Source organism: Bacteroides sp. CACC 737 (assembly GCF_013874375.1).
GTDB lineage: Bacteria > Bacteroidota > Bacteroidia > Bacteroidales > Bacteroidaceae > Bacteroides > Bacteroides uniformis.
Window position 1 is genome coordinate 12,863 of the sequence record NZ_CP059411.1, and the last position, 16,438, is coordinate 29,300.

6 protein-coding genes and 5 pseudogenes are annotated in these 16,438 nt (G+C 41.8%); 3 read left to right on the forward strand and 8 right to left on the reverse strand.

The features are described 5' to 3' along the window. Nucleotides 1–566: 566 nt before the first annotated feature. Complete coding sequence (locus H1A11_RS18735; RefSeq protein ID WP_165491379.1) at nt 567–728, forward strand: hypothetical protein; 162 nt, start codon at nt 567–569, stop codon at nt 726–728. A 228-nt stretch (nt 729–956) separates the two neighbouring features. Here H1A11_RS18735 and H1A11_RS18740 read toward each other — a convergent pair. From H1A11_RS18740 to H1A11_RS18750, 3 genes and pseudogenes are all read right to left on the reverse strand, one after another. Next, a pseudogene (locus H1A11_RS18740) lies at nt 957–2,554 on the reverse strand (RagB/SusD family nutrient uptake outer membrane protein). 20 nt (nt 2,555–2,574) lie between these two features. Further along, a pseudogene (locus tag H1A11_RS19875) lies at nt 2,575–5,498 on the reverse strand (SusC/RagA family TonB-linked outer membrane protein). Between the two features lie 879 nt (nt 5,499–6,377). Then, entirely contained in the window at nt 6,378–7,568 is a 1,191-nt protein-coding gene (locus H1A11_RS18750; RefSeq protein ID WP_117599260.1) for a site-specific integrase, read from the reverse strand. Between the two features lie 453 nt (nt 7,569–8,021). Here H1A11_RS18750 and H1A11_RS18755 point away from each other — a divergent pair, with 453 nt between their 5' ends. After that, the gene (locus H1A11_RS18755; RefSeq protein WP_255461609.1) at nt 8,022–11,057 is read left to right on the forward strand and encodes a TonB-dependent receptor; all 3,036 of its coding nucleotides are present in this window, start codon (nt 8,022–8,024) and stop codon (nt 11,055–11,057) included. A gap of 17 nt (nt 11,058–11,074) precedes the next feature. After that, complete coding sequence (locus H1A11_RS18760) at nt 11,075–12,592, forward strand: RagB/SusD family nutrient uptake outer membrane protein (protein WP_181757152.1); 1,518 nt, start codon at nt 11,075–11,077, stop codon at nt 12,590–12,592. 59 nt (nt 12,593–12,651) lie between these two features. On the opposite strand, the gene H1A11_RS18765 is transcribed toward H1A11_RS18760, so the two are convergent. From H1A11_RS18765 to H1A11_RS18785, 5 genes and pseudogenes are all read right to left on the reverse strand, one after another. After that, nucleotides 12,652–13,317: a MarC family protein gene (locus H1A11_RS18765; protein WP_008665785.1), complete on the reverse strand. Its 666-nt coding sequence runs from the start codon at nt 13,315–13,317 to the stop codon at nt 12,652–12,654. Nucleotides 13,318–13,369: 52 nt separating this feature from the next. Continuing rightward, nucleotides 13,370–14,068 (reverse strand): YjjG family noncanonical pyrimidine nucleotidase, encoded by a 699-nt coding sequence (locus tag H1A11_RS18770; protein ID WP_008665786.1) that lies wholly within the window; start codon nt 14,066–14,068, stop codon nt 13,370–13,372. An 87-nt stretch (nt 14,069–14,155) separates the two neighbouring features. Beyond that, nucleotides 14,156–15,035 (reverse strand): annotated as a pseudogene (locus H1A11_RS18775) (hypothetical protein). Nucleotides 15,036–15,069: 34 nt separating this feature from the next. Next, nucleotides 15,070–15,743: pseudogene (rsmI, locus tag H1A11_RS18780) on the reverse strand (16S rRNA (cytidine(1402)-2'-O)-methyltransferase). 13 nt (nt 15,744–15,756) lie between these two features. After that, a pseudogene (locus tag H1A11_RS18785) lies at nt 15,757–16,342 on the reverse strand (hypothetical protein). Nucleotides 16,343–16,438 lie beyond the last annotated feature (96 nt).

The following is a 16,438-nucleotide window of genomic DNA, read 5'->3' on the forward strand; positions in this document are numbered from 1 at the left end:
ATACCATTAACAAATGTAATATTTTGATTAATAGTTATTTGAGTGTTAATTAATGTACTGCAGTTGTAAAATTAGCATTCCTCTTTTTAAAAGAATGGGTGATTATGTCAATATCTATCATTTGTTTATTTTTCGTTGAATATTTACTTGTATTATTTATTTCATCCATAAGAATATTGCATTTCATGTAAATACTATTTTAAATTACAGAATAACTATTCCTATTTCAAATAGAGAAAGTCTGTGTTTGTCGGATAAAAAACTAATGAACTTATGAGGTTATTTCTAAAGGATCTTAAATAAATTACTTTATAGTTTTTTGTGTAAAAGTTCAAAAATAAATTCATTTTATACAAATATCGTCTTTAATTAGTATTATCGTAATGTACACTACGGATAATAGTGGACTTGATGTAAAATAATAGGTGTATTATGAAATTCTATGGTCAAAAAAGAGTTGGCTGTTTTAAAGAATATAGCAGAACAGTTTCAAGAAGAATCGCAAATGCCGGTTTTAGTAGGAAGAAAGCGCATCGGTAAGACCTCACTTTTATTGAAATCAACGGATGAAAGACCGACATCGTATTTTTTCATTTTATGAATTGGTCGAAATTAAACACAATCCTGAACGGATAGGTTGGGGGATATTGAAGAAAAAAGTCACAATCAACAAAGAATGGAAAAACTGCTCTGTTTCTTATAAAGGGCTTTCTTTGGAAGATATGTAATCTTGAAATAACACTTCCCCCTGAAGTCTTTTGTTGGATTAAGAGAAGAAAGCCACCCATTTCGCAATGAGTGGCTTCTCAAAAACACTTTATTATGAAATTCCGGTATGTTCAACCGGATGAATCATCATAATTGCCGCATTATTATTGTTGGGGTAATGCAGCTTGATTAGTCTGCACAGATAGCGCTTCTGTGTCATTTTTCCGTATAACATGTCCTTTGAAGTATTAATTCTGGTCGCTCGGAGAAAGCTGAGAATTATTCTCTATTTCAGAGAGAGGTAACTGGTAAAGGAACGGCCTGTCTTCTTGGTTATAACGGAACTTACCGGCAGAGAAGTGATTATTATTTTCTGCGCCCCAAGTTTCATCTGTACGATCTACAGGAATATTCAAACGACGATTATCAATATATTCCAAACCTTCACCCCAGAACTCTACACGTTTCTGATAAATGATTTCCTCTATCAGGTCAGCCTTGTTCGTGAAAGTGTAATTATAATCGGGCTGGCGGGTCTTCATAAAGCTATTCAGTTCAGTCACTGCTTCAGCAGAACCCTTGTGAGCCAAAGCTTCCATTTTTATCATGTAAGCTTCTTCTGAACGCAGGTAAATATAATCTCCCAGTTCCCATCCGCTGAACACACCGGCCTTGATGTTATCACGACCTGTACCGATAAATTTTACGGCTTGGTATTCCACGGCAACTGGAGACTGAGTGTCACGAATCAATGTTATACGATTACCGGAGTCATCTGTTACACCTGTAGAACGGTCGCAGCAGAACCATTGCAGACGGATATCAGTATCCGCGATACGGTCTACTAATGGCTTAAAGGCAGCGCGCCATACACCGATGCCGGCATAACCATCGCCATAAGTATCCATCTGCGAGAAGAAAGACATATAAGTTGTACTATTGTCTGCTGTAACATCGCTACCGAATACTACATCCGGCAAGCTGATATTACTGAATCCTTGGAGTATCTGGTCTTCACTCTGCAATATAGGGAAATTATCAATCACCACCTGCGCATACTTTATCGCCTCATCCCATTCATGGATAACCATGTTCGCACGAGCCAAATGCATAGCTACCACGCAGCCATCCATATCAGTGGGTGAGGAAGTACGCGTCATATCCAAATTCTTGAACAAGTCGAAAGCAGTAGTAAGGTCACTCTTGATTTGTTCATAGATTTGGGCTACAGTAGCACGTGGCTGGTCACCTTCCGTATCCTCTGTAATAAGCGGTACACACGGAGACTGGGAGAAGTCATATTCTCTCCACGGCCCCATTTCGTTCCATCCGCACCGGTATAGTAGGAATGCTGGTATAAGTAAGTCAGTTGTAAGTAGGCGTAGCCACGGAAACCAAGAGCGATGGCACGATATTTCAAATTGGCGGGATCTTCACTGCTGGGGTCAATCAGCTTGAGGATGTTGTTGGCATTGGCTATGACACGATAGTACTCTTTCCAACGGTTGTTGGTCGGAGTATAGTTCTGTTGCCAGTAATCCAGCAAATAATGATACATACTCATAGCGAAACGTCCGGTCATAATCATATCGTTGCCCATCAGCGATGTTAAGTAATCAAAACTCTTTTGACCGAAATAGTTGTGACTCATATTGACGTCAACATACTGTTGCATATCAGTATACATACCTGCCACAGCAGCTGAAAAAGCCTTATCAGGATCTTCCTGAGCCACATTGCCCAGTTGGTCTTCAGTCAAATAAGCGGTAACATCAGCATCTTCAATGCAAGATGTAAGCAGGCCCCCGACAAGAAGCACCTGCATCATATATTTCATTATCTTCATATACAATTTTATTTTTTAGTTTAGAATGTAAGGTTGATACCTCCGGAAATCACACGCATCGGAGAATAGCCTCCATATTCATTATCAGAACCAGCCATTGCCACACGAGGGTCAAATCCCTGACGTTTGGACCACAAGCCGAGATTATCTGCCGTAGCATAGATACGCAGTTTCTCAACACCCCAATTTCTGCATCAAGTTCTTCGGCAATGTGTAGCCCAAAGTGATGTTACGGATGCTGAAGTAGCTGGCCTTTACCAGATTGAGGTCTGATTGCTGAGTGAAAGAGTTGGAAGCATTGTCGGCATTCCAAATAGGAAGTGAACCTTGACCGGTCTCAGGGTTGAATGTTTTCCACATATCCTTATTATGACCTACGTAGAATGAAGAGCTCATGCCGGACAGATAAGAGTAGTCATAAGCATAGCCACCAATCTGGAAAGCCGTTGCTATAGAAAGGTCAATTCCCTTGTAAGAGAAAGTAGTGCTCAAACCACCGTTGAAATCGGGCAGCGCAGATTTTCCAATGAAGTAGCGGGTTGCGTCTGCATAAGTGGTGGTGGTAGTACGGCCTGTCACTTCCCCTTTCTCGTTTGTCTCATCCATGTACCACATGGCATTTCCTTTTTCGTCCATGCCGGCATACATATAAGTATAGTATTCAAAGCGGCTCTTACCTTCGCGCAGGTTGAACGGACCGGAAGTGATACCATTTTCACGGTTTTCTTCGGGTAATGTCACAATACGGTTCTTGTAGTGGGAGCCTACGAGCGATACCGTCCACTTCAGGTCAGACTGATTGAAGATATCCACATTCACTTCAAACTCTATACCAGTGTTCTTCATCGCACCCAGATTTTCCCAGTTATACGGCCGTCCGGCTGTAGAGAAAGCTACGGGACGCTTGAAAAGCATATCGTCCGTACGACGATAAAAATATTCGAATGAACCGTATACTCTATCGAAGAGACGGAAATCTACTCCCACGTCAAAAGTCTTCTGCTTTTCCCAGGTCAAGTCCGGATTACCGTAGAATTCCGGTGAATAACCCAGCTCTGAACCATTCCAAGTAACTGTGTATTGGTCTTGATAAGGCGTGTACACATAGGCATAGTCATATTCCGAAAGGATGCTTTCATTACCCTGGGTACCATAAGATGCACGCAGTTTCAAGTCGTTCAACCAAGAATTTGTACCTTCCATGAATGCTTCGTTGGAAATACGCCAAGCAGCACCTACCGACCAGAAATTACCCCAACGGTCCAAAAAGCGGGAAGTACCGTCGCGACGGAAAGCGGCAGAAACGTAATATTTATTGCTATAGTCGTAGTCTGCCATACCGAAATAACCCTCGATGTTATGGTTTGCCGTGTAGCTATTGATGTATTGCATTTGTCCACCGTTGTCCAGTTCCGGATTGTTCGGATTAAAGAAGTTGGTCTTCTGTCCTGCCAAATACTGATATTCATACTTGTAGTACTCGTGACCTATCTTGGCCGACAGGTGGTGGTTATCGCCAAATACATTGCTGTAAGCCAGAATCTGGTTGAAGTTGGTAGTCGTAGTGTTGTAGCTTCCTTTTGTACCACGACCACCGAAAGACTGTCCGTCACCGATGAGCGGAGTGTAGAATACTGTCTGGCTACTGTTCGTGAAATCATAAACTATAGTTTGCTGTAAACTTGAAATTCTTCAAGAACGAGATTTCCAGATACGAGCGTGAAGTCAGATTATTGTACACAGTTTCACGAATATCCTCTTTCATATTGGCTATCACATTCTGGTTAGTAGCCGTAGGACGTTTAGATGTACCGTCTGTTTCACCATTTCCGGCATCATACATGGGGCTTCCATCCTCATAATATTTCATGTTACCTTCTGCATCATAGGCATGAACCGGAAAGATAGGAGCCCAAGAACGTGCTACTTCGAAAGGATTGGAGGCAGCTCCGGCATTCTCTTGTACACCATTCTGAGTTGCTTTGGAATATCCTACATTGGTACCTACCTTCAACCAGGATTTCAACTGGGAGTTAACGTTGGCACGAGCTGTAAAACGCTCATAAGAAGAACCTAACACATAAGAGTCATTATCCAGAAAGCCCATAGATACATAAAAATCTGTACGGTCATTACCACCCGATGCAGATATATTGTATTCTTGGCGGAAGGCATTGTCGAACAAGGCATCGGCAAACGAATCATTATAACGCAAACGTGCATTGGGGTTAAGTTTTCCATCAGGTGTTACTAAATATTCTCCTTGCGGGATGATATATGCATTGTAATTACCCAGTTCGCCCAGTAAATCCTGACTGGCTGCTAAATTAGAGTCTTCAATGGATTTTCCAGCCGCCCAATAGGTATTACGAAGACCATACCAAGACAAACGATAGAACTCTTCCGGATCAGTAGCCATATCATAATCTTTGTACGCACGCTGTGCCACACCCCAGGTACCGTTAAAGTTGATGGCCACCTTGTCTTTGCGTCCGGTCTTGGTAGTAATCATGACCACACCACCAGCTGCGCGGGAACCATACAAAGAGTTGGATACAGCATCTTTCGACACGTTCACTGAAGCAATGTCCGTAGGGTTGATGTCCGACAACTTACCGTTGAAGGGCACACCATCTACTACAATCAGCGCATTGTTGCTGGCTGAAATAGAACCGATACCGCGCAATACGATATTGGCATCTTGTCCCGGCTGGCCGGAAGAGCTTACAACCTGCAAACCGGCCACAGCTCCTTCTAGTGCATTGGACACGGATGTAGCTTGTGAATTACTGATAATCTCATTCTTTACACTGCTGATAGAGCCCACCAAATCTTGTTTGCGTTTAGTGCCATAAGCCACTACTGTTACTTCATCAAGTATCTCTGTATCAGGCATCATAACCACTTTTACGCTCGGTTTGATTACCACTTCTTGAGTCTTCATACCGATGTATGAAATCACCAGAGTTTTCGCGGAACTATATTTTATTTATCTTATTAATAATCAGATAATTATGCTATGTGCTAGAAATAACTATAGCGAAATTTCCTTTCTCACAAGGTATGTGTATGGAGGGACGACGCATAAAACCTTACTGCTGTGATACTATTTGTAGGATTAACAACCAGGTTATCAGATGTATACCATAAAGTTAATACGCTGCTTAAAGATTTTAAATGATTCTTCCTCTTATATGAAGCATGTCTTTTGTCAATATCTATCATCCTAGCTGCTTTCAATGAAGTATTTACTCTACATTGTCATTTTATTAGCGAAACTACTAAAATCTATGTAAAAGAATATTTCAATAGCTTCAGAAAACAGCAAATTCAAAACTTTCTGATTGGCTAAACAATCAAGACAACAATTGTTTCCTCATAGCAGTTTTCATCATTTTTGCTTCCACGCTTCCACCCGTTCCTTATATCCCTCTATTTATCGGCATTACAGATGCTGTGGAAGCAATGCAAAAGTGTGGAAGCAAATTTTGCTTCCACACCTCCAATCTGTTTAAATATTGATAACACACCAATGTTAATCTTCTATTCACACTATACTGTATCTAATTGATTATAAATAGTTTCTTGCTGCAAGATTTTGCAAACCTATTGCAGTGATACTGCAAAGCTGTTGCAGTGGTACTGCAAACTAATATGCAGTGCGGCTGCAAGCAATATGCAGTGGTACTGCAAGCAATATGCAGTGGTACTGCAAAACGTATGCAGTGAGTTTGCAGCGAGCAGGTTGAAACAGAATAGTGAGTGAACAGACTTTAAAGGAGAAGTATATGACTAATGATATGAAAGTGCAGTATTGACTATGCTAAGTTCGTGTTTTTTTAGGCAAAGGCATGAGTGCATGGTTCTTTTCTAAATCATGTACTATAGTCATATCCATTACATTCGTATACACTTGTGTGGTTTTAACACTTTTATGCCCCAATAATTTTTGCACTGTTGTAATGTTTACTCCATTATAAATCAATAGAGTTGCATTAGTATGGCGAGCGGTGTGAAATGAAATCTTTTTTGATAAACCGGCTAGGCGGGAAATCACAATTAAATTTTTGTTCACATTAGAGTTATCCCTTAAATGAAAGAAGCTTTGTAAGTCATCCCGATATTTGTCCAGAATAACAAGCCCTTTTCCTTCGAATAAGAGATAAAGAGGTAATCTGACTTCTGTACTCGTCTTTATGGATTTATAAATTAGCCAGGTTTCTTGACGGATCTCCACGATGTTATCGGGTGATAAACTGATAAAATCAGAATATCTCATTCCTGCATAGCAACAAAACAAGAATGCATCTAAAGTCTTCTGCAATTTAGTATATCTGCCAGCCAAGCTTAATTTCTCCAACTTCTCCAGCTCTTCAGGAGATAAGTGCGTATGCTTGTTTTCTATAGTTTTAATCTTGTACTTTCGAAAAGCGTATTTTTGTATCTCTATATAATCCTTGTTGATGGCGACATTTATATGTCGCTTCAGATGCTTCATATGTTTGGCTATCGTATTTGTGTGATAGCCTCTTGATTGCAAGAAATATTCAAAGGAGGATATGAATTCGAATGTTAAATCAGAAAAGGTTACATCCTTTTTGAACTGTTGTAATAATGAAAGAGTGGAGAGGTGATTTCGTTTTGTACTTTCTTTCAGAGCAGAGTTTGCTATCTCTTGTCTACAAAAAGAAATAAAAGAGGTTTTGTTTTCGTTTGTGCTCAAAACCTCCTTTAGTAACTCTAATGAAATACGCCTTCCTTGCTGCCACAATTCCAACTCTTTTTTTTCTATCATAGCCATAAATTCATATATCAATCTATTCAGTGCATCCGCATTAGGATGATTCTTCACGATAAGCTTTTTATTGTCCCATTGTTCTGGCTTTAGATAAACTTTGGTGGAGAAATACTTTTTCTTTCTGTCCAAATAGGCTTCTACTTGCACTAACGCCATTCCTTTTTTATTCAGGCTTCTTTTTCTGTTGTACACTAGATTGTAAATAATTTTACTCATTTTGCTTGATTTTAATTAATACTAATAACAAATAAGACGATATTCTGTGCTCGGTGAGAATAGAATAAGAATTAATATCTCTAAAAAGTGTCTTTTTGTGTTTAGCTATTAATCGGTATTTAATCTCCGGAAATTCTCATTTTGTTTCAAAATCAGGTATGTTTTTTGTTTTAGCAGCTTGTTTATTAACCATTTTGTTTTAAAATATGTGTATTTCTTGGAAAAATCACCTTGAAAGAGGGAATCATAGTGATAGTAAACATAAGCCGGTTTAGGTTTTTTAAGTATGAAAAATCTGTTATTAAGCATAAAGTAGCGTGTTTAGTTAACAAATTGATAGATTTACAAGGTTTTTTCAATAAAATAGTTGTTCGTTTCAGTTTTATTAATATATTTGCACTTTGTTAGAGTAAAGAAACAATTAATGTAAAGTTAAACTTTAAGAGAGAATTTATGAAAAGAAAATTAATGCTGTTATTGGCCTGTCTTTTTGTTGGAATAGGCCTAGTAACTGCCCAAACCCAGAAGGTTACAGGTGTTGTAATTTCTGAAGAAGACGGGCAGCCAGTTATTGGAGCCTCTGTATTGGTAAAAGGTACACAAGTTGGTGCTATTACCGGTGTAGATGGTGATTTTACATTACCAAACGTACCAAGTTCCGCGAAAACTCTGGTGATTTCGTTTGTTGGTATGCAAACCCAAGAAGTAACGATTAAACCTCATGTAAAGGTAATTTTGAAATCCGATTCTGAGCTGCTTGAAGAGGTTGTGGTTACCGGTTACGGTACATTTAAAAAAGCATCATTTACCGGAGCTGCTTCTACTGTAAACACTTCCACCTTGGAAGATGTACCTGTTCTTTCTGTTGCCGACAAGCTTTCTGGTAATGTCGCTGGTGTTACTTTTGGTTCAAGTTCAAGTAATCCAGGTTCTGTAAGCAGTATTCGTGTACGTGGTATGGGTTCCATCAATGCCGGAAACAATCCGCTTTATGTTATTGACGGAACACCGGTAACAAGTGGAGACTTATCCGAGTTCACTTATAGTGATGCAGGAACTGATATTCTGTCTTCACTCAATACCAATGACATCGAGTCTATCACAGTTATCAAAGATGCGGCGGCTGCCTCTCTTTACGGCTCGCGTGCTGCTAACGGTGTTGTGGTCATTACGACGAAAAGCGGAAAACAAGGTAAAACAAATGTAAGTTTCCGCTCTGACTGGGGTTTTTCAAACATGGCAATAGATTATCGTCCTATGCTCGACGGTGACTCACGCCGCGAACTCTTATGGACCGGTCTCAAGAATTATGGATTATACAGCGGAAACATGTCCGATGCAGATGCCGCAACTTTTGCAGACCAGAACATCGAGGACTTCGCTTCAAAACCCTCAACCGGATGGACGGATTGGAAAGACCTGCTTTTCCGTAACGGTTCTCATCAGAACTACCAGCTGAGCGTATCTGGCGGCAACGACCGTACCAAATTCTACACCTCAGCCGCTTATACCAATCAGGAAGGCATCATTTACAAACAAGGTCTGGAACGTTTCACTGGTAATGCAAACCTCACTCATAAGTTTGGAGACTTTGAAGTTCAGGTTACAAGCCAATTTTCAAAAGTAAGACAAAACAAAACCAATGAAGCTACCTCCTATGATGGGCCTGTAGCCAATTATGCATTCTTCCAAAGCCCCTCATCAACTCCCTATAATGAAGACGGCACATTAAACAATGGTTGCGGCATATTTGGAGTCAATCCTTTGTATGAAAGAGAGCACAGCTCTGACGTTTATACCCTGATGAAGGCATTTAATACAATCAAGTTGACCTATAATATTTGGGACAAGTTAAATTTAAGTGAAAAGATTGCTTATGATTACGCACAAGGTACCAATGATGTTCTTTGGGACAGACACTCAAACAATGGCGCTCCAGGTGGTGTCATGCAGCGCATTGTCAATCGTAATGACCAGCTGAATACACAAACCCAGCTCTCTTACATCAACTCTTTCGGCCTGCACAATATTGATGCCCTGCTTGGTTTTGAAACACAAGATACGGAATATGCTTTCAACTATATGGCAGGCCAAGACTATCCGGGTGATTTGTACGAATTGACAAATGCCGGTTCAACAAGTGCCGAAACCAACAGACAGAGCTATCGCATGACTTCGTTCCTCGGACGTGCCAATTATAACTACGCAGACAGATATTATCTCGGTCTCAGCTATCGTACCGACGGAAGTTCACGTCTGGCAAGAGAAAACCGTTGGGGAAGTTTCTGGTCGGTTTCCGGAGCATGGAGATTCATAGACGAAAGTTTTCTGAATCCCGTCAAGAGTGTATTGACAGATGGAAAGCTCCGTGTGTCATATGGTGTAAACGGAACGCAACCATCAGACTATTACGCTTATATGAATCTTTATAAATATGGAGTCATATACAATGGACAGTCAGGAATGTCAATCGTCGGAATTGCAAACCCGGACCTGAAATGGGAAAAGAACAAAACATGGAATATCGGTCTCGACTTTTCATTCATTGACCGTATCTCCGTAACATTCGACTACTATCAGCGTAAAACCAGTGACCTTATATACGACCTCCCCGTATCACAAGTCGGAGGATATTATGATGGCGATTACGGATATACCACTCCGCAGAACATCGGTTCACTGAAGAACTCCGGTTTTGAGTTGACCATTACATCAACCAATTTCAGAAACAAGGATTTCACATGGACCACTTCTCTGAACATGGCACATAACAGCAACAAACTGACCAAACTGGATGGCCAGCAGAATGAAATCGTATCAGGACCACTGATTCACCGTGTAGGCGAACCTTACTATTCATACTATGTTTATGAATACGCCGGAGTCGACGCTGAGACCGGTAAAGAAATGTTCTACCTGAATGACGGAACAGAGAATGCCCGCAAGACAACAACCAATATCTCTGAAGCCAACAAAACTATTGTAGGCAAGCATCAGGCTAGTATAGAAGGCGGTCTTACCAACAACCTCAAATGGAAGTTTATTGACTTGGGCTTCACTTTCACTTATTCATTGGGTGGTGATGCTTTTGACTACTCCACTTGGCAGCACTCCAATGGCGGTTCACATCTATACGGTGGTGCCGTACCGACATACTACGACATCTCAAAGATGTGGACCGGCCCGGGCGACACGAATGCCACATTGCCTAAATTTGAATATGGAAGCGTAGCTTCACTGTCTTCACGCTGGCTGATGCCTACTGATTATCTACGTCTGAAGAACCTCACATTAGGTGTAAGCATTCCGCAAAACTATATCAACAAGCTTGGACTTAGCAAGGCAAGAATTTACTTCTCGGGGTCCAACCTGCTTACATGGAAATCTAAAGACTTATTTGTAGATCCGGAAATGCGTGTAGACGGACTATGCACATTTGAGACTCCGGCATTGAGAACATATACATTCGGAATAGAATTGAATTTCTAACTAATAAAGATACGAAAATGAAAATATTAAAGACATTATACACAGCAACGCTTTGCGCAGCTATGGCAGTCAGCACTTCATCATGCCTCAACAGTTGGCTGGATCAGTCACCCGCAGACGGAATAGATGCTGAAACCGCAATCAAGAACAGCGATGATTTGGCCAATGTGCGGACGGGACTTTATGCTGCCGTTAAAGGTAACAGTAGCCTGATTAATTATTATGGACGCCTCATGTTCGTATACGGTGACATGAGAGGGGAAGATATCCAATATGAATATAACGGTGGAAGTGGAAGAGCAAACTTCTACTACTATATGGAATATACAACTGCCGACAATTTCACCACCTCAACAGCCGTATGGCAGATGCCTTATGTAGTCATAGCACGCGCCAACCGTCTGATTCAGGCAGCAGAAAGTGGCAACCTGACCGACGCGGCAGAGGCAAAAGCCACTATTGACCAATATGATGCAGAAGCAAAAGTTCTGCGCGCCATGGCACTGTTTGACCTTACACGTATCTACGGTAAACCTTATACAGTAGATCAAGGCAGCTCACTCGGTGTGCCCATCGCTACCTCCCCGCTGGAATCGACAGAAAAGCCAAGCCGCAGCACGGTAGCCCAATGTTATGAGGCTATTGAAAAGGATTTGACAGATGCAATCAACTCAAATGCACTGCCCAAAACCAATGAAGTGGGTTATGTCAACCTTTGGGCTGCCAAAGCCTTGCAGGTACGTGTATATATGACAAAAGGCGAATGGAGCAAGGCTTTATCCGTAGCTGAAGACATCATATCAAACTCGTCTTACAAACTTTGGAAACCGTCAGAATATGTTGCTGCATGGAGCAAAAGTGATGCCAATCATTCAAAAGAAATCATGTTCGAGATTTCCATCAACAACAATACTGACTGGACAGACCGTGAAGGTATTGCCTACTTATATGCAGACAAGGCTGGCGCTTCTCCCGGATATGGAGATGTAATTGTCACAAAAGACTTCTCTGACATGCTTACATCCGACCCGGCAGACATCCGTAACGACATATTATTGGCAGCGGCAGCAGGAGGATTTGACAAACGTAAAGTTTACATCAACAAAATGCCTGCTGTAAACGGAGATGTACGTTACTCCAATGTCCCATTGCTGCGCTTGTCAGAAGTTTACTTGTCAGCAGCAGAAGCAGCTTTCCAAGCCGGAGACAAGAACAAGGCTGCCAACTTGCTGAACGATATCATCTCCAACCGCACAACGGATGAAAGCAAACAAGTAACCAGCGGAAACATCACATTAGACCGCATCTACATCGAACGCCGCAAGGAACTTGTAGGTGAAGGACAGCGCTACTTCGATGTTATGCGCCGCGGTGAAACCGTTACACGCTACACGGACGTTAATGACAGAGGATGGCACGACGTATTGAGCGAAGAAGCGCGTACATTCAACCGCGACTCCAAGAAAGCGCTCCCGTTGATTCCCGTCGGTGAAATCAATGCCAATCCGAACATAGAACAAAATCCAGGCTATTAATCAATAGTAGCCTAAAGAAACTTGGGAATTTTCCCAATGTGTTTTTATAAATAAAGTGTTTAGAGGAGGTGTGCCAGTGATGGTATGCCTCCTTCTTTCAATATATCCACCAATATAGGTTTCACTCCGCTGACAAAACACTCAACGGCAATAACCATCAGGATAAGTCCCATTAGGCGCATCATCACATTGTTTCCCGTCTCACCCAAAATTTTGACCAACCGCGTAGAAGCACGCAATATGAAAAAGGTAATCAGATAAATAAAGGCAATCATTCCTATAAGAACTCCTTTCATCTGAATGGTGTGGGCATCCTGCATCAGCACAATGGCATTGGCTATGGCACCGGGACCACAAAGCATCGGAATTCCAAGAGGAGTAATGGAAATATCATCGGCATAAGTCTTGATTTCCTCGTCTTTCAGCTTCATTGGAGTATAACGGGCTTGCAGCATATCGAAGCCAATCTTAAAGATAATAACTCCACCGGCAATACGGAAACCATTGGTAGAGATACCGAAGAACTTAAAGAGGAACTGTCCCGCAAACGTAAAGACCATAATCGTAATAAAGGCAACCAAAGTGGCGCGCGATACTACCGACTGCCGTTCACGGTCCGTCATTCCATGCGTCATGGTCAAAAACACCGGCATGGTGCCGAGAGGGTTTGTCAACGTAAAGAAGGAGGTAAAACAAAGTAGAGCGAAAGGTAAGATTGTGTCCATAGCTGTATAATATACGTTTCTGCAGACAAAAGTACAATTAAAAATTTCAATGTCACAAAATCTGCATCAATTCTTTCAGATTACTGATATGATAAGTCGGTTGAAAAGGCAGTTCTTCCTTCCCGGTTACATTATAAAACACTTGGTGCATACCCACTCCTTTGGCTCCTATCACATCATTTTCCCAACTATCGCCTATCATCAAAGAATCATGCACCTCGGATTGTGTGGCAGAAAGTGCAAAATGAAAGATTTCGGGCCAGGGCTTCAAGATACCGATGTCATCAGAGAGAACAATCTTCTTAAAAAAGCGGTCGATACCCGCCGAACGCATCTTATGACATTGCAGTTCTTGGAAACCATTGGAAAGGATATAGAGGTTATATTTCCCCGCCAAATATTCCAGCACCTCATAAGCATGCGGCATCAGCCGATTTTTTGTGGGAATGACCGAAAAGAAATCATCAGAAAAAGCCTCAGCCAAAGCAACATCCCTCGCCCCTACTGCCTCCAGAGGATATAGGAAACGCTGGCGGTTCAACTCTTCCTTACTGACCTGCCCTCTACCGTATTCTTCCCACAGCTCTGTATTACGATGCTGATAAAGAGTATAGAAATGCAGGAAAGAGCGAAAGAAACGACCATAGTCATACTTGTGATACATTTCTTCGAATGTATCACGTGCATTAAGGGAAAATGCCCAAAGCGTATCGTCCAGATCAAAAAAGAGGTTTTTATATTGAGATGCCATTACTTAAAGGAAAGGTATATATAAAAATAGACGCAGATTATCAATTCCAATAACCTGCGTCCGTTCTGTATCAATCTTATAACAGTGTTATTTTACTTGGATTACCAAATACTTGGACACACTCCAGAAGTCTTTCGGATTTGTAATCTTCAAAGTCAGCTGTCCTTTATCATCTTTCTCCAACGCATAAGAGCCAGCAGGATGAGTGGTCAAGATATCAGCATCTTTGGAGTATAGTTTTAATCTCTTTTGTCGTACGGATATCCACTTGTGTAAAGTAGTCCTTGTTGATATCAGAATCTTTCAGCACCTGGCCTTTTTTGAAAAGCCCGGTATTTGTCAATATCTTCTGGTCTTTCAGCTCCTTCTTTGTGCCAAACACAAACCAAGCTGTGTTAAGTGCCTTATCTTGCTCGGCAACGGTTTTGGCCTTCGCCTCATTTTCGGCAGTCAATTCCTCCTTCTCACTAGACAAGCCGGTCACGGCAGCATCCAGTTCCTGGATACGGATATTCTTGGAAGCCAGCTCAGCCTGCAATTCTTCAATACGCTGGGTCTTTGCCACCAACTCCTGAGTCAAAGATTCTACAGCTCTCTTCAACTGAACAGAGTTGTTTTTGCTGTTCTTCAACATAGATTGCAGTTTGGCAATCTGCTCCTTGTTCTCTTCCATCTGTTTACGGATAAATTCAATGTCCGACGCAATCTGCTGCTTGGCATTCAAAGAGCCTTCTGCCACAGCGCCACGTTGCAAATCCACACGGCTCTCCGCCGCATTAATCTGGCGGAATCCCTCTGAAATATCATTGAAAGTACCCATCATCTCGTCTAATTCAGCATTACGCTGAGTCAGTTCCATCAATAAAGAATCATTTTCAGCTTTCAGCTGGTTCTTACTGCCACCAGAGAAACTGTCACACGAAGCCATTACAGCCGCGCATACAATTAAAACTGCTAACTTTTTCATACGCTTTCGTTTTACGTTTGGTTAATGAAGTTATTTAATCGTCTATTCCTGCTACTACAATCACAATTTCACCGCGCGGTTCGTTCGCCGTGAAATGTTCTATTAATTCTGTAAGCGTTCCACGCACCGTTTCTTCGTGCACCTTTGAAATTTCCCGCGAAACAGATGCCTGACGTCCGGCACCGAAATGTTCGGTAAACTGCGCCAAAGCTTTTACCAATCTGTGGGGAGACTCATAGAACACCATGGTACGACGCTCCCCGGCCAATGCCTTCAGGCGAGTCATCCTTCCTTTCTTCTGTGGAAGAAAACCTTCAAAACAGAACTTCTCATTCGGCAATCCGGAAGCCACTAATGCCGGCACAAAAGCGTCGCTCCCGGCAGGCATTGCACTTCGATGCGTTGGCGCACACACTCTCTGACCACCAGAAAGCCCGGGTCGGATATACCCGGTGTACCTGCATCCGAAATCAAAGCTACAGTTTCTCCCCCCTTTATTCTATTAACAACACTTTCAACCGTTTTATGTTCATTAAATTTATGGTGAGATTGCATCACATTCTTTATTTCGAAGTGTTTCAGCAATATGCCGGAAGTACGTGTATCCTCAGCCAATATTAAATCCACTTCTTTCAGAATCCGGATAGCACGGAATGTCATATCTTCCAAATTCCCTACCGGGGTAGGCACTACATAAAGTTTTCCCATACTTATCGGTTGTTTAGCTGAAATATTTTTTGAGGAGTTCCATAAAATCGACAGCGGCTTCATTCTCTTCATCCGGCTGCACTTCCGAAACGAAAATATCCATAGCCTTGTCCAAAGAAGGGGCCTCACCCAAACGTCGTACCACTTCATTCATCCGTGCAGCATCGCCTGCGAACAGCTCGCGGACAAAACGGAATGAATCGTTCAGACTGATGGCATGTCTCAAATCCTTGGCAGGCTTGATACGTTCTGCCAAAATAGGAGATGCCGAAGTTACAACAGTCTGGAGCGCTTCAGCCGTATGAACTGTTTCCCGGTTCCTCACATACCATCTTCATTGTATCAGGGACGACCGGTACAACCGGAGAAACCGGTCCAGCCAAAGGAGTAGTAGCAGTAGGGATTTCCTTCAGGGGCGGCACAACAGCCGTTGGCGCCTCCTCAAGCAGTTCTTGCAACGCCTCCAAGCGTACCTTCATCTGCTGGATATTCCGTTTTGCCACAATCCTCAATGTCGGATTGGTATCACTTGAAATGGCTTGCATCAAACATTTCAATTCCTGAATATCTAATTCTATGTCATTTAATAAGGTTTGCATATCCTTTACACAGTCCGTGTTAACGCTACAAATGTAGAAATAAATAATGAAAAAATATCGGAAAGCAAACAAAAGTGTTACTTTTGCGCTTAAATA

Coding starts and splice junctions, on each gene's coding strand:
- H1A11_RS18735 (WP_165491379.1), top strand. CDS start 567: ATGAAAGACCGACATCGTATTTTTTCATTTTATGAATTGGTCGAAATT.
- H1A11_RS18750 (WP_117599260.1), bottom strand. CDS start 7,568: ATGAGTAAAATTATTTACAATCTAGTGTACAACAGAAAAAGAAGCCTG.
- H1A11_RS18755 (WP_255461609.1), top strand. CDS start 8,022: ATGAAAAGAAAATTAATGCTGTTATTGGCCTGTCTTTTTGTTGGAATA.
- H1A11_RS18760 (WP_181757152.1), top strand. CDS start 11,075: ATGAAAATATTAAAGACATTATACACAGCAACGCTTTGCGCAGCTATG.
- H1A11_RS18765 (WP_008665785.1), bottom strand. CDS start 13,317: ATGGACACAATCTTACCTTTCGCTCTACTTTGTTTTACCTCCTTCTTT.
- H1A11_RS18770 (WP_008665786.1), bottom strand. CDS start 14,068: ATGGCATCTCAATATAAAAACCTCTTTTTTGATCTGGACGATACGCTT.